We start from the raw sequence: 20,849 nt of genomic DNA on the forward strand, positions 1-20,849 counted from the left end.
GACAGGTTAGTAACGGGTCGGTTATCCTATCGCTTTATTTTATTACCGAGTGTTCAGTGCACGTTATTTATCTACATGGTTTTTGCAGTTCAGCGGCATCGTTTAAAGCGCAGTTAGTTAAAAATTATATCGATCAGCGCAAGCAAAATACGCTGTTCCTAATCGACTTGCCATTTTCTCCGGCGCAAGCAATGTCTATCATTGAATCTCATATAGTGTCTTTAGGCGATGAGCCTTGGGGTGTTGTTGGAAGTTCGTTAGGTGGGTTCTATGCAACTTATTTGAGTCAGAAGTACGATAAAAAGGCTGTGCTAATTAATCCAGCGGTTGAAGCGCATTTGTTGTTAGAAAAGGTATTAGGCGAGAATAAGAACTACCATTCGGGAGAGATTTTTAACTTCACTGCTGAACATTTGAAACAGCTTGAAAAGATGTACTTGCCGAGCCTTAAACAGGCCGACAATTTATTATTACTGACCCAAACAGGTGATGAGGTCTTAGACTTCCAAAAAGGTGTTGATTATTATCAAGGAAGCGAGCAAGTCGTGGTTAACGGTGGTGATCATGGGTTTGCGGATTACGAGAATTACCTAGACAAAACAATCGACTTTTTAGCGCCATAAAAAGCCTATTTCGAACAAAACACTTATTACTTCCATGTCAATGGACATGGTTTAACTTACACAGGACATTAAAATGAAAGAGGGCCACCTAAAGAAAATGCGCACAACCTTGGTTGCGCCAGTTGAATATGCGTTGCCAATTGATGATGAATTTGTAGCATTGAATGCTTATTTAGGTAAAACAATAAAGCTGACGTATTTAGGCGAAATTCATTGTTCAAACTGTGGCAAGCGTACTAAAAAAAGTTACAGCCAAGGTTTCTGCTACGTCTGTATGAGAAAGTTGGCTCAATGCGATTTATGTATTATGAAGCCGGAAACGTGCCATTATCATTTAGGTACTTGCCGCGAACCGCAATGGGGCGAACAACACTGCTTTCAAGATCACTATGTTTATTTAGCTAATTCGTCTGGATTAAAAGTGGGTATCACACGGCACACGCAAGTTCCTACGCGCTGGATTGACCAAGGAGCAACCCAAGCATTGCCAATATTTAAAGTGAAAACCCGTTTGCAATCTGGGCAAGTAGAAATGGCGTTAAAGAAGCACGTTTCCGATAAAACAGATTGGCGAAAAATGTTGAAAGGGCAGGCAGAACCGAAAGACTTAGCACAGGAGCGAGACAGCTTAATTAAGGCAGCGCAGAATGAATTAAGCGTTATTCAATCGGCAAATAAAGAAGGTGATATTGAGCTATTAACGAATGCTGAGCAAGTCGATATTCAATACCCCGTTCTTGCTTATCCAGAGAAAGTAACGTCATTTAATTTCGATAAAACCCCTGAAATAGAAGGCACCTTAATGGGCATAAAGGGACAGTATCTTATATTAGATAATGGGGTGCTAAATATTCGGAAATTCACCAGTTATAGGGTTCAGTTTAATGCAGAGTAATAATCGACCGAAAGTTATTATTTTTTCCCAAGGGGATGAGGTAATAACCGGCGCCTTAGTGGATACCAATGCAGCTTTATTAGCCGATCATTGTCGGACGTTGGGCTTTGATATTGTTCGTCACGTCACAGTGGCGGATGATTTGGATGATTTGGTTCAAGTGTTAAAAGAAATAGATGCGATGGCAGACGTTTGTTTGTGCACCGGTGGCTTGGGACCGACGCAAGATGATTTAACCACAGAAGCGTTTGCCAAAGCGTTTCAAGTAGAGCTTGAACTAGACAATGAAGCATTAGCTATGATGCGAGATTTTTTCGCTACATTGAAAGTGGAAATGGCCGACGTTAATATTAAACAAGCATTATTACCCAAAAACTCACGACGTATTGATAACCGCTGGGGCACGGCACCTGGTTTCACCGCAAAAGGGCAGCGTTGCCAATTTTATTTTATGCCCGGTGTGCCTTATGAAATGAAGCAAATGATGAACACTTTTGTGCTCGCTGATTTACAGCATCAGTTTAAAATTGAGCAACCAAGGTTAATCACTTTTAGAAGTATGGGAATGGGTGAGTCGGATATTCAACAAGCGGTGAATAGCTTGAATATTGCGAGTGATATCCGCGTGAGTTTTAGAGCGGGTATGCCAGAGAATGAACTGAAGTTGCTGTTTCCAAGAAGTTATACGGTGAAACAGATTCAATATTACATTGATGAGGTGAACAGCGCGCTGCGCGGGACTGTTTTTGCCGTAGATGGCTTGGATAAGTCAGTCAGAAATTTACCCGATTGTGTTGACCAGTTGATGGCTGAAAACCACCTGTCATTGGGTTTAATTGAAACCTTGTCACAGGGTGATATATCGCGCCAATGCCAGACCGACTGGTTATTGCAATCGACGGTTTACCCTAAGGTGTTTGACCTCATGTCAACGTTTGGCTGTGAGCAACAGGAAACCAATGAAACTGTTGCCGTAGATATTGCGAAAAAAGCACATCAGGATTCGATGGCAAATTTAAGCCTCGTACAATTACATAAAAAAGTGAATGAGAATACGGTGGCTGTTTTTACCGCTGTGGTCAATGACCAGCGTTGTATCTCGAGTAGCAAAGACGTTTGGGGTCGACCCTTACGACAACAAACGGTGGCCTCCGCGCTCGCCTTTAATTTACTTAGAAAATTTATCCAAGAGTCATAATAATGCCATTACTTAAACTAGATAACGTCAGTGTAGCGTTTGGCTTAAAGCCAGTGCTTGATAAGGCTAACCTGCAAATAGATGAACAAGAGCGGGTCGGGCTCATTGGCCGTAATGGCGAAGGAAAATCGACCTTACTAAAAGTGCTTTCAACAGAAGTATTACCCGATTCAGGCCAAGTATGGAGACAGGCGGGTGTGGTCGTGGCAACGCTTGAGCAATCACCAACACTGCCTGATGCGTCCACGGTATATGAGGCAGTAGCGGATAGTTTGGGTGAGGTCGGGCATTTAATCGCCCGTTACCACGATATGTTGCTTGATCCAAACGTGGACTTAGATGCGCTTGGGAAATTACAGCATCAATTCGAGGCGTTAGACGGCTGGTCATTGCAGCAGCGAGTGGACTCGGTGTTAAGCCGATTGAATTTGCCGGCCGATAAGAAAATAAGTGAAATGTCGGGCGGTTGGAAGCGGCGAGTTGGCTTGGCGCGTGCATTAGTTGTTGAGCCAGATGTTCTATTACTAGATGAGCCGACAAATCACCTAGATATGGAAACGATTGTTTGGTTGGAAAAACAGCTCGCAACGTTTCGTGGTGCCGTGGTGTGCATTACTCATGATCGCGTCTTTTTGCAAAATATAGCGAAACGTATTATAGAAATAGACCGTGGTCAATTAACCAGCTGGTCATGTAGTTATGAACAATACCTCGAACGCAAAGCAGCGGCGCTAGAGTCTGAAGCAAAAACAAATGCAGAGTTTGATAAAAAGCTGGCGCGCGAAGAAGTGTGGATTAGACAAGGCATTAAAGCGAGAAGAACGCGTAATGAAGGGCGCGTCAGAGCCTTACAACAGTTACGACGTGAACATGCACAGCGCAGAAACCTAGCCGGTTCAGCCAAGATTGAAGTGGATGCAGGAGAAAAATCAGGCAAGTTGGTTATTGAGGCAGAAAATATTTCAATAGCTTATGGCGGGCGCAAAATGGTTCACGACTTTTCATGCCGATTAATGCGTGGTGATCGTATTGGCCTAGTTGGTCCCAATGGCATTGGCAAAAGTACCATGATCAAAGCTCTGCTAAATGAAAACGTGCTGGACTCGGGTTCTGTTAAACATGGCACAAAATTAAAAGTGGCTTATTTTGACCAACATCGTGATGTGTTGGACCTTGAAAAAACGGTAATCGACTTAGTGTCTGATGGCCGAGATAGCATCACCATTAACGGACGTGATAGGCATATTATTAGCTATTTAGGTGATTTTTTGTTTGCACCAGAACGTGCCAGATCACCGGCTAAAGTTTTATCGGGCGGTGAGCGGAACCGAATCTTGTTAGCGAAATTATTTAGTCAACCAGCAAATTTCATCGTAATGGATGAACCGACGAATGATTTAGATGTTGAAACCTTAGAGCTATTAGAAGAGTTATTAGTTGATTACGATGGCACATTAATTTTAGTAAGCCATGACCGTAAATTTTTAGAGAATGTGGTAACCAACTTTTGGTTTTTTGAAGGTGACGGTGTTATCACCGATTATGTCGGTGAGCTACCTAATTGGGCTCAAATTATTAAAGACAATAGCCAAGCGGAACGAGCAGCCAAGTCAATCAATGAAGACAAGTCCGTTCAGAAGCAAGGTAAAAAACCAAAGCTAAGTTTCAAGGTTAAAAAAGAACTAGAAGACTTGCCTCACGAAATTGAAGAGCTCGAAGCAGCTTTAGCTAGCCTACAGGAATTAACCAGTACAGCAGAATTTCATGCGGGTGATCGCGACGCAGTAAAAAGTAAAATGAATGAATTAAAGACGATTGATGAGCAACTACAGAAGAAATATCAGCGTTGGGATGAGTTAGAGTCGTTAACAGAATAAATCAATAAAACGGGTGAATTAGCTGATATAATTCATCGCCCTAAAGTGCAGATTAAATGCCTTTATCAAGATATGTCGGAGAGATGTCAGAGTGGCCGAATGAGCACGCTTGGAAAGCGTGTGTACCGAAAGGTACCGAGGGTTCGAATCCCTCTCTCTCCACCACTTTTCATTTTAAATTGATATTTATAGCTCACATCTGGTGAGCGTTCAGATAACGCTTCACAGGTACTTTGCTTACATGCTCAGTTTTTAATGCCTGTTATTCTTTTTTACTCCGTGAACTTCAGAGTCGACTGATTAACGTTGCCTGATTTTCGACCATCATAAAATGCCCCACGTCTAGTATCCACCCGCCTTGGATCTGGACCCTCGGTAGTTAGAAATTCATTAAAACGCTCATCATTAGCGGTTATTTATTCCATGAAGAAAACGTGGGGGTTGCGGTGTTGGGTTACATGATGGGTGATGTTTAATAAAGGCTTATTAAAAAGCCCAACTACTTTTAAGGTAGCTGGGCTTTTATAGGCGTGTTACTAATAGTCTGACTTAGAAACGGCGGCCAATACCAATACCCCAAACAATAGGGTCGATATCCACATTCACGTCAACATCAAAGCCTGTGACGTTATCAGTAATATGCGCATCGGTGTCGATATCGATGTACTTTACATCTAAGTTAACAAACCAATCTTCATTTACGGCAATATCAACACCTGCTTGAAGAGCTAAGCCCCATGAGTCATCCAGGTCAATATCAGCGCCACCAGGATTTAAGGGGCCTTTCACGTCTTCGCTAAAGAAGTGGGTGTAATTTAAACCAGCGCCCAAGTAAGGGCGGATATCTGAATCTGGTGCGAAGTGGTACTGCAGCGTTAATGTAGGTGGTAATACCTTTACTTCAGCAATATTGCCTAACCCTAAGCCCGAAGAATTAATATCGTGCTCGGTGTATGCAAGAATCAGCTCTAAGCCCCAGTTACGGTCAACCATATAGGTGAAATCAATTTCTGGCATAACATCAGAATTAACAGATACGCCAGTGCCTGCTACGGCTGCGTTATCAATTTTAATTCGCCCACTATCATCATTAGGGTTAACACTAATAATACGACCACGAACTAAAATATCGCCTGCTTCGTAAGATATTGCAGGTGTTGCAACAATGGTTAAACCTAGGGCTGCCAATATGGCCGCAGTGCTTTTTATTACTTTCATACTTCCCTCTCCATTTTTAAGACAAAATCGTAAAGGCCAAGACGGCCTACGGCGCATATCTTAGTAAAGGGAAATTTTTCTACAATGATCTAAATCAGTGATTTAAATATTAGTTGCGGTAAATAAAATATTTGGGAGAAGAACTGCGTTCGGGCAGGTTTTTATGATTTAGAGGTACTTTATTGAGCTGGTATTGGGAACTTAAGAATCGTTTGAGAGTTAGTCTGGCAAGTTACTGTATAGCGTAAAGTCGAGTTATTTACAGGTGGTTATTAACGATCGAAGGGTCTGGATTAACAAACCACCTGTAAAATATGAGGGTCTACATAGTTATTTTTATAGGAAAACGTTTAAATTTTTACTCAATAGACTGCTGAAGTCGGGAGTTATTTTACGTGTGGCAACTTTGAATGAGTTATCGGTTTTACGTAATACGTCTTCACGTTTGGCTAATAACCAATATTCTTCGCGTTCTAATCTATTTCTGTAAACTAAGGTGTTCGAGCGAACTTTTATTTCTCCCTCGACATCGCCTAACTCCACTTCTACGTTAGATACAATGTGCCTATAACGAGTCCGTGGATCTTCTGCCCAAGCAGCCCCACTGTGTAGCCGTGCTACACGTAGCTGTAGGCTAGGTAAAGATTCATTGTAATGATTCATGTTGCGAGTGGTGTCTGGCTGTTCATCTTTGCGGAAGACAGATTCTCTTGCAGGCATCCAATACTGGAGATCGTCGGCTAACAGGGAAAACCATGTTTCATAATCTTCCTCGTCCAAAGCACGCGCTTCCTTGTTATAAAACTGATTCACTTGGTACCAAAGCAGCATGTTTTCAGTGTCAGTCATTGTGTTATTTGTTGTCATATTCATCACCTCCTAACGAATTTTGGGAATATCATCCCAAGACTCTGCGCTTAAAAAATCCATCCAACGTTGGTAAAACGCAAGTTGGTTAACATCGCTATACATTGGTTTGCTAATATTGCCTGGTAATTCAGGGTCATCACGGCGGCTAGTACCTACTCTTAAACCATAATGTAAATTCTGCTTTCGTGTCACAAACCCTTCGTTTGCGATGGTGGAGTTTTCCCAGTTTTCGCCATCGTCCATCTCAAAAATACCGCTAGGAGAAAAAGTCATAACAGAGGCGTTTTGAACGATTTCTCTAATATGGTCTGGCATGTTTTTGTTTACCATCGTCCAGGCGCGTAATTCAAATTGACGCGGTCCTTTTGGCAACCAAGTTCTCATGGTATTGATGCCCGGCAAAAATGAGAAGTTAGGGAATACTGTTGCGGATATAACAGAGCCGTATAATTTGCGTGCGCGTAGTTCACCTAAACGCTTCGCCATATTTGCACGTTCTTTTTCAAAATACTCGACTAATGTTGGATCACCACTGGAAATAAGGGCCAATGTTCCAACTCCATCTGTTCCTCCTTCCCAACCGTGACCATTCGCATTAGCATGAAATGATTCGGGGTCAACCGGCATATATTCGGGTACTTCACCACCCTTGCTGACTGCTCTTGCACCAGATGCATGTGTCCAGCCGACGTGCAATGAATCACCAATAAAGTTTTCTGCTCCAAATTTCCAGTTGGCGTTATACATGTTTCTCATACTGCCACCGATAAACTCAGTGCCTTCTTCAGTTTGATCAAGAATAACATCAAGGTACCAACGGAAATCACCTAAGAAATCTTCCAACCTCGGTGCTTCATCATCAAAACAAGCGAACACGAGGCCTTTATAAGTTTCCACTCGCGCATTTTGTAGGCCATGCTCTGCTTTATTGATGAAACCTTCATAATGATTTTCCTCGTGCATACCCATTAGGTCGCCATTGGTGCCATAAGCCCAGCCATGGTAGTTACAAGTAAACTGCCTAGCATGGCCACGATCAGCAAAGCAAATACGGTTGCCACGGTGGGTGCAGGAATTGGTGAAGACATGGACATTGCCGTCTTTATGGCGAGCAACGATGACGTTGTCTTGCCCCATATAGGTTGTGATAAAGTCACCGGTTTTAGGGACTTGACTTTCGTGTGCGACAAACAGCCACGATTTGGCAAAGAGTTTCTCTAGCTCAAGCTCATAAATCCAGTCTTCCCAGAAAATACGCCGGTCAATTCGACCATCTGCTAAGTTAACCATCGCTTTTAATTCTTCCATCCTACTCATCTATTGCGCTCCATTGAGTTGCGTTTATTTTTTAACCAAACTATCATTAGTTTTTCTAATAGAAGTGTATTCTAATATATGCTCGCCTTAAATTATAGGTTTTAAAGCGATACGACTTAAACAATTAAAGAGGAACGCGATGAGTAACATTTGGGTGGATTTAATGGGCGTGGAATATAGTCAAAAATTTTACAATGTTGATGGCATTAAAACGCGTGTTATTGAAGCGGGGAGTGGGCCTGCTTTAATTTTCTTACATGGCACGGGCGGTCATGCTGAAGCGTATGTTAGAAATATTGAAGAACACGCAAAACATTTCCACGTTTATGCCTATGACATGATTGGCCATGGCTATACCGATCGCCCTGACTGCAATTATGATATGGATGATTTTGTTGATCACTTGGTAAAGTTTATCGCGACCATAGGTGCCGACAAAGTTTACCTGTCAGGCGAATCATTAGGCGCTATGGTGGCTTCATGGACGGCCATAAAACACCCTGAGAAAGTCATTAAGTTGGTTCAAAATACGGGTATTTTAATGGCACCTAATGGCGAAGGAAAAGCGGAGTTAGCGGACGCTTTAGAGCGTTCAAAGAAAGCAGCGGGGCAATTAACGAAAGAGATTGTTCGGGCAAGAATGAGCTGGCTGATGGCGGAACCAGAAAAAACGCTAACGAATGAAATTATTGATGTTCGCTACGCTATTTATGACCAACCTGGTATGTTGCCGGTCATGGGTAAAATTGCGAACAGTATTCTAGGCGGTGTTATTAACGATGAGTGGTGTAAGCGGTGGGTTAACCCAGAATCCATGCGTAATATCCAATGCCCAACACTGGTTTTATGGACACGCCATAACCCAGGTCAGCCAGTTGAATTGGCTGCCGAGGGAATGAAAATGATTCCAGATGCGCGAATGGTCATTCTAGAAGACAGTGCGCATTGGCCTCAATGGGAAGAGCCAGAAGAATTTAATAAACAGCATCTGGAGTTCCTACTCGCTTAATAGATGGTGTTCACATTTTTTACCCTAAAAATTGAAGGAAGCTCTCCTTGTTCAGCTTCTGTGAGCTAGCGTCACTCGAATGACGGAGAAAAATAGCGTCACTAATTTAACTTACTGGCTTAAGTCGCTATAGTAAATGTTATAGCGCGGGTTAACGCGGATAGAAAAACAATTAAAGGGGAATTATGAAAATTAGTGATCTGATAAGTATGCCTCTTAGGCGGAAAGGCGTACTTTCTTTGGCGTTGTTGATGTTATGTAATGTGACCGCTGTTTTTGGTGCGCAGTTGGATGTGTTTGGCACGGTGAGCATGCAGCTTGAGCATGTGTCGCCAGGTAAAAGTAATACAAAAAACTACACGGCTCTGCGGGATATTTATACAAGAGTGGCATTACAGTTCACTCATGATTTAAATGAGGACCTACAGTTTCTGGCGTTGCTAGAAATGCCATTTGATACCGTAAATCTAGAGGTGCAGCATGCGTGGGATCAAAAAGAGGATATTATCGACAATAATGAAAGGATCGCGAAGCTGCAGCTCAGTTCGTCTAGGTATGGAGCAGTGTCTGTTGGTAAAGGCTGGGTGCCTTATTACTTTGCAGTTTCTGCAGCAGTTGATCGCTTTAGTTCTTACTATTCTGGATACTCAACGTATTCTACTTTGCGCCAAGATGAACTGTTTATCTACTCAAGCCCGAACTTTAATGGGTTTAAATTTAATTTAGCTCGAGCACATAAAAATGGTGACCGTGAAGAGAATGGCTCTTTTGATGATCGTGATCAAATAACAATTTCTTATGCCAATTCTGAAGTGACGGCAGGCTTAGCAATTGAGGATATTGGTGGCGAAAATAATCGGCGAATTTTTGGTGCCTCAGTCTCTCGCCAAATGGGTGGTTTTTACGTGGGGGCTAAGTACGAAGAGCAACAAAGTGACATTACGGACAAAACTGTATTTGGTTACGATGGCTCTAAAGCCGTTAACTTTTATGCGGAATATGCATGGGGTGATCATAAAGTTAAAGGCCTTGTGGCAAAGATCGATGGTTTCGGTGAAGATGTTTTTCACCTAGGTTATGATTACTATATTAACCCTAATTTGAAGTTGTTTACCGAGTACTTTAGTGAAGAAAAGGGTGCGGCCATCTCAACAAAAAAAGGTGGTTTTCGTGACACTTATTTTGCTGATGGAGGAAGTGCCTTCCTCGTAGGTTTTAATTATAGTTTCGAGAAGAATTTATTTTAATAAGCGCTCAATAGCGAGATAACAGTCAAGCTTTATACTGGTAGCTTATCGATTCTAGGCACCTGAGCACATAATTACTGCGTACATTTCAGGCATAAAAAAGCAGGTGGCTTTACTCTAGCCTGTTAACAAAGAACTCCGCAAAGAGCAGGGTTTGTTTAATTGTATCTGTGGGTGTATATTCAAGGTTCAGGGTGTAACAAGCTGAAGGTATTTAACGATGAAGCTTTACCTTATGCTGTGTATTATTGGACTCGTCATGGCAGTGACGCCTGCTTGGGGTGGCGTTCATTCGCCTAAACAGGTGCTTATACTCGAGATAGATGGCGTTATAGGACCTGCAACGGTTGATTATTTCGAGCACGCATTGGCGCAGGCCCATCAAGCTAACTCAGAATTCGTTCTATTAACGCTAGATACGCCCGGTGGTTTGGGTTTGTCGATGCGCGAAATCATCAAAAAAATCATCGCTTCACCGGTTCCAGTCATTACCTATGTTAGCCCGAGTGGCTCTCGTGCAGCCAGTGCGGGCACTTATATACTTTATGCCAGCCATATAGCGGCAATGGCTCCAGCCACCAACCTTGGGGCTGCTACCCCAGTACAGTTGATACCGTCAACTAGCCCTGATAAAGGCAAGCCCTCATCTGAAAAAGAACAAGCTCGTGAACCGCAAGACGCCATGGGGAAAAAAGTGCTGAATGATGCCGTGGCGTATATTCGAGGACTCGCTAAATTGAGGGGCCGCAATGAACAATGGGCTGAAAAAGCAGTAAGAGAAGGGGTTAGTTTGCCCGCTAAGGATGCATTGGAACAAAATGTTATCGATATATTAGCAATAGATCAGTCTGATTTGTTTCGGCAATTAGATGGCTTAAAAGTCACTGTATTAGGCGCGGAAAAAACGCTCAATACGACAACCTTGGTGGTGAGAAAGTTACCACCTAATTGGCGTAATAAATTACTGGGAGTCATTAGCAATCCTAATGTTGCGTACATTTTGATGCTGATTGGTATTTATGGTCTGATTTTTGAGTTTGCCAATCCCGGTGCAATTGTGCCCGGCACGGTTGGGTCTATCTGCCTGTTGCTTGCATTGTTCGCCTTTCAAGTTTTGCCGATGAACTATGCCGGCTTAGTGTTGATTTTGCTTGGAATAGGGTTAATGACCGCGGAAGCTTTTCAGCCGAGTTTCGGCGTCTTGGGTTTGGGCGGTGTCATCGCGTTTGTTATAGGCTCGGTCATTTTAATTGATACTGATATATTGCCAGGGTATGGCATTAATTTAGGCTTGATTGCCGGTTTTACGGCTTCATCAGTCATCTTTTTTGTGGTGGCGTTTGGCTTGGTTTTTAAAGCTCGGCGTCAGCCCATCGTTTCTGGGCAAGAAGAAATGCTAGGCGCTGTATGTGTGGTTGTAGATGCATTTGAGCGCCAAGGGCGGGTTCGTGTGCATAGTGAAGTTTGGAATGCGCGCAGCAAAATACCGATGAAAAAAGGTGAAACAGCAAGAGTGTTTGCAATTAATGGTTTGGTTTTAGATATTGAGCCTGAGGGTTCAAAGGAGAGTTAGTGATGACGATTCAAGGACTAGATATAACATTTTCTTTTCTGTCCATACTTGGGCTAACGACACTTATTTTGATCTTCAGTGCGATAAGAATTTTACGTGAATACGAACGCGGCACGGTGTTTTTACTGGGGCGCTTTTATAAAGTGAAAGGCCCCGGGTTTATCATCATCATTCCGTTCTTACAACAAATGGTACGGGTTGATCTTCGCACCGTTGTGATGGATGTGCCGACTCAGGACGTTATCTCAAGAGACAATGTGTCGGTAAAAGTGAATGCGGTGGTTTACTTCCGAGTGATTGACCCGAAAAAGGCCATTATTCAGGTGGAAAATTTCTACAATGCGACCAGTCAATTGGCTCAAACAACCTTGCGTTCTGTCTTGGGGCAACACGAGCTGGACGAAATGTTAGCGGAACGAGAGAAACTCAATATTGATATTCAGACCTTACTTGATGGACAGACGGATGCTTGGGGAATCAAGGTGGCGAATGTGGAAATTAAGCACGTTGATATTGATGAAAGTATGATTCGAGCCATTGCGCAACAAGCAGAAGCAGAGCGAGCACGGCGTGCCAAAGTCATTCATGCAGCCGGTGAATTGCAAGCGTCAGAAAAATTACTGGCCGCTGCTAAGGTGTTGGCCGAGCAGCCACAAGCGATACAATTACGTTACTTGCAAACATTGACCGAAATCGCGGGTGAAAAGTCCTCCACGATTGTGTTCCCTATGCCGTTTGATTTTCTGAGTACATTAGCGAAAACAAGCAAAGACGATACAAAGGATGACAGTCAGTAAAATAAACGTGCGGTTATCAATCAGGCGTGTCATCTAACATCAATAAAGAGGTGCTGCCGCCGATGGCGGCGGTGTTTTCTGATACGGTTATTTCATTGGCAAATCGATGCAGGTAATGCGGGCCACCAGCCTTTGGCCCGGTGCCGGATAAACCGCACCCCCCAAAAGGTTGTGCGCCGACAACCGCACCAACCATATCGCGGTTGATGTAGATATTACCAACATTAACGTGCTGGCAAATGTGATCAATAGTTGTTTGTATTCGGCTATGGATGCCGAGGGTTAACCCGTATCCAGTTAGATTAATAGATTCGATTAATTGATCTAGGTTTTCGTGACGGTAGCGAATAACGTGCAGGATAGGGCCAAAAACTTCACCGCGTAATTGTTGCATGTTTTCTAGTTCGCACAGCGTGGGTGGGAAAAAATTGCCGTGGGCTGTCGTTGTCGGTAGTGATAGTTGAAATATTGGCGCTTGAATTGACCTTAGATAGTCAATATGGCGATGCAATTTTTCACAGGCTTGAGCATTAATAACGGGCCCTATATCGGTCGCTTCATCGGCTGGGTTGCCGATGCTGAGTTGCTGCATCGCCCCCTTCAATAATTTAAGCGTATCCTCGGCAATTTCTTCGGCTAAACAAAGAACTCGTAAAGCGGAACAGCGTTGTCCTGCGCTATTAAACGCCGAGCGAATTACGTCTTTTACCAGCTGTTCAGGTAACGCACTGCTGTCTGCAATCATGACATTTTGCCCGCCCGTTTCTGCAACCATGCTGGCTATCGCTGCATCGCGGGCTGCAAGGCGTTGATTAATCTGCTGAGCCGCTGTGGTTGAGCCGGTAAAGGCAACCCCGCTAATGCGTGTGTCGGATGTTAGTAAGGCACCCAGTTGTTCGCTTGGTCCGGTTAAAAACTGCAGTACATCTCTTGGAACGCCGGCTTGGTGCAGGTACTTTATAATCTGCATGCCACAAAGCGGTGTAGCAGAGGCCGGTTTTGCAATAACGCTATTTCCAGCAAGCAAGGCTGCTGCTATCTGGCCAGTAAAGATGGCAAGTGGGAAATTCCATGGGCTGATGCAAACGAAAACCCCGCGTCCTTGCCACAGTCCTTGGTTTTGCTCACCGACGACGCCCTGAAAGTTTTGTTTTGCATTGCATAACTGGCGTGCCTGTTGGGCGTAATAACGGCAAAAATCAATCGCTTCGCGCACTTCAGCCTGAGCATCACGCAGGCACCGACCCGCTTCATGAATGCAAAGGTGTATCAAGCTGTGTTGATGTGTATCGAGTAGTTCTGCGGCCAATTCAAGAATCTGTGCGCGCTTATCAACAGCGGTTTGCGACCAAGCGGTTTGTGCACGAACCGCATCTTCAATAACATCGCCAATTATTGCAGGTGGGGTGTTGAATACCTTGCCAATGAGCGTGTGGCGATCGGCAGGGCTAATTATGTCATGCGCTTGTTCTTGCGCTTGTTGATGGCGGTGTACGACAGGTTCTGCGAAATAGTTGATTGTCGCTGCATGACATACTTGTCGCTGTGTGTCGTTTAATTCGCTTGGGCTGTCAACATTGATGCCGTTGGAATTCTTTCGGTCAGAGTAAATCTGAGCCGGCAAAGGGATAGCGGGGTGAGGGGAGAAGCTAACGCGTTTGATCGCTTCGAATGGGTCAGCGAGGAGTGTTTCTATCGCTATTTTGGGGTCACCAGCTTGATAAACAAACGACGTGTTAGCGCCGTTTTCGAGCATTCGGCGTACCAGATAGGGCAGTAAGTCGCTCTGACGGCCCACTGGAACATAGACACAGCAGCTTTTAGGTTGCTTCGCCAAGGCGCGGTATGCAGCATATATACTCTCTCCCATGCCGTACAGTCGCTGGAATTCATAAGGCTGGTGACCGTTGGCCAGTTGTTGAATGCTGGCAATGGTGAGTGCGTTATGCGTGGCAAATTGAGGGAAGAAAGCTTGTGTATTAGCCAGTAGATATCGTGCGCAAGCGAGGTAGGAAACATCGGTCGCCTGTTTTCGCGTAAACACGGGATAGCCAGATAGGCCTTGAGCTTGCGCTCGTTTTATTTCGGTATCCCAGTAGGCACCTTTTACCAACCTAACAGGGATGAGCTTGGCTTGTGAACTGGCTAATTGTTGTAGCCAATGCAGCACTGGCAAGGCGCGTTTTTGATAGGCTTGTACCGCTACGCCAAGTCCGTTCCAGTTTTTTAACGCGGGCTGGCTGAAGACTGTTTGGAAGCAATCCAGTAATAATTCGAGCCTTGAGGCTTCTTCAGCATCTATAGTGAGGCCGATATTAAATTGTTTCGCTAGCTGCGCCAATTCAATGAGTTTGGGGGTTAATTCCTGTTGTACGCGCACACGTTGGGCGGACTCAAAACGTGGGTGCAAGGCGGACAGCTTGATCGATATACTGTGTGTTGGCGCGTTTGGATGTTGTGTTTTGAGCTCGCCTAATTGCAATAACGCTGAGCGATAGCGCGTTAGATAATGCTCCGCGTTGGTGGCGGTTAATGCCGCTTCGCCCAACATATCATAGGAGTAAGCGTTGTCAGCTGTATTAAGTTGTGTACAGGTTTGCACGGCCTCGTTGAGGGTCTCGCCGGCGACAAATTGGCTGCCCAGTATTTGCATTGCTTGTTGCATGGCTTTGCGTATTAACGGTTCGCCCAACTGATTGAGTATTCCTTTTAAGAAATGACCGTTTCTTAGTTGTTCCTCGTCACTGGGTTTTACGAGGCGACCGGTGAGCAATAAGCCCCAAGCGGAGGCGTTAACCAGCAGCGATGGGCTGTGCCCAATATGGCTTTCCCAGTCAGGCGCACTCAGTTTGTCGCGGATTAAACGCGATTGTGTGGCGCTGTCTGGGATGCGTAATAGAGCTTCCGCCAAACACATCAGGACAATTCCTTCATCGGATGATAAGGAAAACTCATTCATGAAATTAGTCAGCAGTGGGGCGGTTTTCAGTTTTCGGCTGTGCGTCAGTAGTTGATGCGCTTGCTGTTGGCTTTTTGTGTGTTGCAAGCCGTCACAGTAAGCCGACAAGGTGGTTAGTAATTCAGCTTCATCCGCTAGGTAAGCCGCATCAATCGCTGCGCGTAGTGCCTGCTCGCTAGCTGTGTCTGGTGGCTTGCCCATGTCCGTTTCCTTGACCACTGTTTACTCTATAGAGTATAGGGGAGAAGGGTGCGAGTTGTTTGCAAAATAGCCTTATAAACGTTGCTTGATGTGAGTTGATGAGGGCTTCAAGACGCGTTAACCCACGTCGACGCGTCGTCTAAATTGTCGAAATACTCTACGTTAGCCGGTATAAAACACGCCCTAACTTTCGTGAAAATTTCTAGCCAGAGCGTGTTTCCGTAAATGGCGATTTTATTAAGTTCATCGGCGTGCTCAAGACCCAGTTTAAGGTCATCCAGTGTGGCTCGTAATTCCCAACCTTTAAAGGCACTGCCATCAAAAAGAACGTTTAGCTCGGGGCTTTTTACATTGTCTAGTTCAGAATCAAGTATGGAGGTGATTTTTTCGTAGTCTTTATGAGTGAGTTTACCGGTGGCTTTTAGGTGAATAAAAAAAGCATGGTCTGTCCTTTCAATATCCATAGAAAAACCGTGTTTGGCGCATTTCATAGGACGTCCTCCAGAGCTGACTAACTGTCTATCTTCGATTCTATGGGTGGCATAAGGTTCCCTTGCTGTCGCTTGTTTTTTGGCTGGTTAATCGTGTGTGGCGTTGCTAAACTGTTAAAGGCTAGTTTTGAATGGACACAATTGAAAACCGCAGATCGATACGTTTGCTTTTATGATAAAACGATTAAATCTAATTGCTTTCTTTAACGCGCTGCTTTTTACCATGAGCGTTGTTATTACCCACCTGCTAAAGACCGAGTTGAATTGGATTAATCACACCTTGAGCCAATATGCGCTTGGTGAGCATGGCTTAATCATCACCGTTGGTTTTTATTGCATTGGGTTTACTCAGGTATTGCTGGCGACAAGTTTTATGATTTTCAATCAAGCGGCGGCAAGCAGGGGGGCGTTGTTATTGTTTGCGGCAGGTCTTGGGGTTTTTGTTGTCGCCTTATTCCCTACGCAACCGCCATCTGCCGACATGCTGACACGGTTGCCCCATATTGCTGGGGCCAGTGCGCATTTTCTGTTGTTTCCATTGGCTGTATTGGCGCTAACACCAAGCTTAGATGCGGGACGTTTGAAAAGTTTTTCATTTATGGTGGGTTATGTCACCTTGATTTTTTTCATCGTATTGTTGGCGTTGTTTGTAATGAAACCAATAATCGATACTCCATTTTTCGGGTTGTTTGAGAAGGTTAATATCCTCATTATAAATATCTGGTTGCTCGTGTTTTCTTACGATAGCAATTGGTATTTATCAAAAGAGTAAAAGGACTTTCAGGAAAGGTACATTTGTTAATGTGTCGAATGGATGACGTTCTAAGCAATAAATAATCAAATCTGCTGTTAGTTCACTTTATCAATTAAATAGAGTTTGCCCCTCACTGCACGGCGGTTTCAGTTCACGTGCCTCTAATCTAAAACGTAACGATAAGCCTAGGTTATTATTGTCGTGTAGTGCTTGTTGGCGTCAACAATATAAATTAGGCAGCTTTCTCTGTTTTTAAGACCAAATAAGGAGTTTTAGCCGCATGATATTGGTATTATTATGATGCTTTCAGCGTTATGATTGAAGTGTCCAGTTAGCACTGGTTGCCATGGGCGCTGGGTTTCAATTTATTGGCTGGCAAAGACGTGCTCGGTTTACAAAAATGTAATGAAGTTTCTTTATTTAATTAATATAGGAGAGGGTCATGGGTTTTATTAAACGTATTTTGGCGAGTATTAAAGCAACAATTGCGACTGGGTTTATTCTCGCGGTTTTAATTGCGGCTTTTGGCTGGGAGTCCCGAGGCGGGTTTAACTTACTGGAAGTAACTGTTTGGTTACACGTGCTAGTGGGTATTACTTGGATAGGCCTTCTTTATTATTTCAATTTTGTTCAAGTACCTGCCATGGCAGAAGCCTTAGCTGATGAAGGTGGCCCTGGCCCTGCAGCGATAGGCAAATATGTTGCGCCGCGTGCTTTACTTTGGTTTCGTATGTCGGCGGCCGTTACTTGGCTCACCGGGGTTAGTGCATTAGAGTCGACAGGCGTCGGTATTGCGAATGCGTTTACCTTTGCAAGCCCAGTTATTGGCTTGGGTGCTTGGCTAGGCACTATTATGCTGTTTAATGTGTGGGTGCTTATTTGGCCGAACCAGAAAAAGATATTGGGCATCGTTGAAGCGACCCCAGATGAAGTAGCTAAAGCAAAAGTAGTTGCATCAATGGCATCTAGAATCAATGTTTTACTCTCTATACCCATGTTGTTATCAATGACTGCGTTTGCACACGGCAACCTTTTTTGAATTGATCAAAGGGTAGGCGGCGTTAATTAGGCAGCCAGAACGGTTCGATGCATTATTTTGCTTGTCAGAATGAAGGGGTTTAGTTGCTAGGCTTAGCTGTTTGATAATAAGCGTTTCATTTCTGGGATGCACGAACCGCAACCGGTGCCTGACATCGTTTGTGCCTTAAGCATTTCGATGCTATTGCAACCATCTCGAGTGGCTGCTTGTAGTTCTAACTCGCCGACATTATTACAGGCACAGATAATTTTCCCCTTGGTGTCTCGCTTGTTAACTGGGCCGCCGGGGGATAGTAGGTAGGGCCGCAATTCGCCAACATCGCGGCCTTCGAGCATCAGCTTACGTAACCACTGAGCCTCATTAATATTGCCACCAACCCACCTAACGGCAATCAGGTGCCCATCGCTCAGCCATGCTTTTCGGTTAATTCCATGTTTGTACTCGGAGTAGACTAAAGTTTCATAGCTTTTACCTTGCTCAAGCATTTGGTCTAAACGTTTGTATTGTTCGGCTTCTAATTCTTTTATACAGGCAAGCTCGACATATGTGACAGGGTGATCGCTACCTGAACAGCCAACAATGCCATAGGTATAACCTTCAATCATTTGACGGCCCAGTGCTGTTTTTTGCCCGGCCATCAACATCACACCGCGCCAAGCGGGTTCAAAACGTTCAACCTGTACAGCGCTATGTTTGAATTCCGGTTCTTTGGAAATGGGGTCAACGACGGATTGGGTTAGATTGTTGGAGCGTCCGCCTCGTGCCGTCATTTCTCCCCAATGCATGGGTAGGAATACCAAGCCGGTGCGCACGTCGCGGTTAATTTGAACCGGTACAATCACTTCGCCACGGCGTGAGCTTACTCGCACCAGATCATCGGCTTGAATGCCACGAGTATCCGCATCTAGCGGGTGCATTTGTAACTCGGGAAGAGGCACGTGCTGCATCAATTGCGGCACCGAGCCTGTTTTGGTCATAGTATGCCATTGGTCACGAATACGCCCGGTGGTTAATGAAATAGGGTACGCGGCATCTGTTGGTTCGGCCACAGGGCGATAGCTCACATCAACAAAGTTAGCCTTGCCATTGATGGTTTCAAACACGCCGTTGCTATAAAGGCGGGTTGAGCCATCGGGCTCGGTGCCAGATGGGAATGGCCACTGCTGCGGGCCTTTTTCATCAAGCAAGGTATACGAAAGCCCTGTAATGTCGATAATTTTGCCCGCTGTTAATCCTCGGTGTTCATTGAATACATCCTCTGTGTTTTTATAAGCAAAAGCATGGTTCCAGTCCTTGCCAAGCTTTTGACCCAAACGTAGCGCAAAATCGGCGGCAATTTTCCAGTCTGGTCTAGACAGACCGGCAGCCGGTAAAGCTTGTTGTAAATGAGTAATGCGGCGCTCAGAATTGGTTGCCGTTCCGTCTTTCTCGGCCCAGCCGGCAGCAGGGAATAAGAGGTGGGCGAATTGTGTTGTATCGGTGGGATGATACGCGTCAGAGACAATTACTAATTCGGCTTTTTTCAATGCGGCTTCCACCTGTTTGGCATTCGGCATGGAGATCACTGGATTGGTGCAGGCAATCCACACGGCTTTGACCGTACCGGACTCTAACGCAGTGAATAATTCGGTCGCCGTTAACCCAGGTTTTTCGGAGACAGCATCCACGCCCCAGTAGTCGGCAACCTCTTTGCGATCGTTAGAGTTAGTATAATCACGATACGCAGCGAGTGTGTTAGCGAGACCACCGACTTCGCGACCGCCCATGGCGTTCGGTTGACCCGTCAATGAAAACGGGCCGCAGCCTGGTTTGCCAATTTGTCCAGTGGCCAGGTGCAAATTTATAAGTGCATTATTCTTGTCTGTGCCAGAAGTAGATTGGTTCAAACCCATCGTCCAAAAGGAGAGAGGTTTGTTTTCTGCAAACCACAACGCCGCTTTGACGATGTCAGCGGCATCAAGGCCACAGATATCGGCAGCCTTTCTTGGGGTGATTGCCTGTGCTTGTGAACGTACGACATCGAACCCCTGTGTGTGGTTATTAATATAGTCTTGGTCAATGAGGTCTTCCCAAATTAATACATTGAGCATGGCCTGCATCAGCGGAACATCGGTACCGGGTTTAATGGGTAAATAAAGATCAGCTATCGAACAGGTATCGGTGCGACGTGGGTCAACAACGATGATTTTTAAATCAGAATTAGCGTCCTTGGCTTCCTCCATACGACGAAAGAGGATCGGGTGTGCATAGGCCATATTAGCACCAATGATAAAATAGCATTCCGCCAGTTCTATATCGTCATAACAGGTAGGCGGCCCATCTGCGCCGAAGGCACGTTTATACCCAGCAACGGCTGAGGACATGCAAAGGCGTGAATTGGTATCGATATTATTACTGCCTATAAAGCCCTTCATGAGTTTATTGAAAACGTAATAGTCTTCGGTCAGTAATTGGCCAGAGACATAGAATGCCACTGCATCGGGGCCGTGTTGACGAATGATATCAGCAAATTTTTGTGCGCCAAAATTCAACGCATGGTCCCAATCGACGGGGGCAAATGGGTCATTTAATGAGGTGCGAAGTTTAGGGCGTAACAAGCGGTCGTCCGTCGAGACGGTATGGTGCAATTCACGGCCCTTTGAGCAGAGTTTACCTCGATTGGTCGGGTGTTTTTTATTGCCCGTCAACGAGACAATGCGCTGGCCATCGGTTTCTAGGCGAATGCCGCAGCCCGTTCCACAATAGAAGCAGGTGCTATTTACAGTCTGGTTCATGTCGTCT

Annotated in this window: 16 protein-coding genes and 1 tRNA gene; 11 read left to right on the forward strand and 6 right to left on the reverse strand. The window is 44.8% G+C overall.

Features of this window, described 5'->3' with window-relative positions; all coding sequences use genetic code 11:
- Positions 1-56: 56 nt before the first annotated feature.
- The 5 genes from AB1Y31_03055 to AB1Y31_03075 all read left to right on the forward strand — a co-directional run bounded on the left by AB1Y31_03055 (position 57) and on the right by AB1Y31_03075 (position 4,758).
- Positions 57-623, forward strand: coding sequence for a YqiA/YcfP family alpha/beta fold hydrolase (locus AB1Y31_03055; protein ID MEW4982145.1), 567 nt, complete (start codon positions 57-59; stop codon positions 621-623).
- Positions 624-696: 73 nt separating this feature from the next.
- Positions 697-1,518 (forward strand): DUF2797 domain-containing protein, encoded by an 822-nt coding sequence (locus tag AB1Y31_03060; GenBank protein MEW4982146.1) that lies wholly within the window; start codon positions 697-699, stop codon positions 1,516-1,518.
- On the forward strand, positions 1,508-2,716 hold the full coding sequence (locus tag AB1Y31_03065; GenBank protein ID MEW4982147.1) for a molybdopterin-binding protein: 1,209 nt from the start codon (positions 1,508-1,510) through the stop codon (positions 2,714-2,716). Before AB1Y31_03060 ends, AB1Y31_03065 begins: the two co-directional genes overlap by 11 nt.
- A gap of 2 nt (positions 2,717-2,718) precedes the next feature.
- Positions 2,719-4,593 carry an ATP-binding cassette domain-containing protein gene (locus AB1Y31_03070; protein ID MEW4982148.1) on the forward strand — a complete coding sequence of 625 codons (1,875 nt, stop codon included), beginning with the start codon at positions 2,719-2,721 and terminating at the stop codon, positions 4,591-4,593.
- A 77-nt stretch (positions 4,594-4,670) separates the two neighbouring features.
- Positions 4,671-4,758: transfer RNA gene (locus AB1Y31_03075), tRNA-Ser, on the forward strand.
- Positions 4,759-5,142: 384 nt separating this feature from the next.
- Here AB1Y31_03075 and AB1Y31_03080 read toward each other — a convergent pair.
- The 3 genes from AB1Y31_03080 to AB1Y31_03090 form a co-directional block, all read right to left on the reverse strand.
- Positions 5,143-5,811, reverse strand: a complete 669-nt coding sequence (locus AB1Y31_03080; GenBank protein ID MEW4982149.1) for an OmpW family protein — start codon at positions 5,809-5,811, stop codon at positions 5,143-5,145.
- Positions 5,812-6,147: 336 nt separating this feature from the next.
- Positions 6,148-6,678, reverse strand: a complete 531-nt coding sequence (locus AB1Y31_03085) for a 3-phenylpropionate/cinnamic acid dioxygenase subunit beta (GenBank protein ID MEW4982150.1) — start codon at positions 6,676-6,678, stop codon at positions 6,148-6,150.
- A gap of 12 nt (positions 6,679-6,690) precedes the next feature.
- Positions 6,691-7,998, reverse strand: a complete 1,308-nt coding sequence (locus AB1Y31_03090; GenBank protein MEW4982151.1) for an aromatic ring-hydroxylating dioxygenase subunit alpha — start codon at positions 7,996-7,998, stop codon at positions 6,691-6,693.
- A gap of 139 nt (positions 7,999-8,137) precedes the next feature.
- On the opposite strand from AB1Y31_03090, the gene AB1Y31_03095 reads away from it, so the two are divergent.
- From AB1Y31_03095 to AB1Y31_03110, 4 genes are all read left to right on the forward strand, one after another.
- Complete coding sequence (locus AB1Y31_03095; GenBank protein MEW4982152.1) at positions 8,138-9,007, forward strand: alpha/beta hydrolase; 870 nt, start codon at positions 8,138-8,140, stop codon at positions 9,005-9,007.
- A gap of 185 nt (positions 9,008-9,192) precedes the next feature.
- Positions 9,193-10,254 (forward strand): hypothetical protein, encoded by a 1,062-nt coding sequence (locus tag AB1Y31_03100; GenBank protein ID MEW4982153.1) that lies wholly within the window; start codon positions 9,193-9,195, stop codon positions 10,252-10,254.
- Positions 10,255-10,474: 220 nt separating this feature from the next.
- Positions 10,475-11,827: a nodulation protein NfeD gene (locus AB1Y31_03105; protein ID MEW4982154.1), complete on the forward strand. Its 1,353-nt coding sequence runs from the start codon at positions 10,475-10,477 to the stop codon at positions 11,825-11,827.
- Positions 11,828-11,829: 2 nt separating this feature from the next.
- Complete coding sequence (locus tag AB1Y31_03110) at positions 11,830-12,624, forward strand: slipin family protein (protein ID MEW4982155.1); 795 nt, start codon at positions 11,830-11,832, stop codon at positions 12,622-12,624.
- A gap of 16 nt (positions 12,625-12,640) precedes the next feature.
- Here the strand turns inward: AB1Y31_03110 and putA are convergent, their stop codons facing one another.
- Positions 12,641-15,784 (reverse strand): bifunctional proline dehydrogenase/L-glutamate gamma-semialdehyde dehydrogenase PutA, encoded by a 3,144-nt coding sequence (gene putA, locus AB1Y31_03115; protein ID MEW4982156.1) that lies wholly within the window; start codon positions 15,782-15,784, stop codon positions 12,641-12,643.
- 107 nt (positions 15,785-15,891) lie between these two features.
- Positions 15,892-16,275, reverse strand: a complete 384-nt coding sequence (locus tag AB1Y31_03120; protein MEW4982157.1) for an STAS/SEC14 domain-containing protein — start codon at positions 16,273-16,275, stop codon at positions 15,892-15,894.
- 172 nt (positions 16,276-16,447) lie between these two features.
- On the opposite strand from AB1Y31_03120, the gene AB1Y31_03125 reads away from it, so the two are divergent.
- Complete coding sequence (locus AB1Y31_03125; GenBank protein MEW4982158.1) at positions 16,448-17,047, forward strand: DUF998 domain-containing protein; 600 nt, start codon at positions 16,448-16,450, stop codon at positions 17,045-17,047.
- A 424-nt stretch (positions 17,048-17,471) separates the two neighbouring features.
- Complete coding sequence (locus AB1Y31_03130) at positions 17,472-18,068, forward strand: urate hydroxylase PuuD (GenBank protein ID MEW4982159.1); 597 nt, start codon at positions 17,472-17,474, stop codon at positions 18,066-18,068.
- A 92-nt stretch (positions 18,069-18,160) separates the two neighbouring features.
- Here AB1Y31_03130 and AB1Y31_03135 read toward each other — a convergent pair whose 3' ends face one another.
- Positions 18,161-20,842: a molybdopterin-dependent oxidoreductase gene (locus tag AB1Y31_03135; GenBank protein MEW4982160.1), complete on the reverse strand. Its 2,682-nt coding sequence runs from the start codon at positions 20,840-20,842 to the stop codon at positions 18,161-18,163.
- Positions 20,843-20,849: the final 7 nt, after the last annotated feature.

The organism is Cycloclasticus sp. (genome assembly GCA_040743155.1).
In the GTDB taxonomy this organism is placed as follows: domain Bacteria; phylum Pseudomonadota; class Gammaproteobacteria; order Methylococcales; family Cycloclasticaceae; genus Cycloclasticus.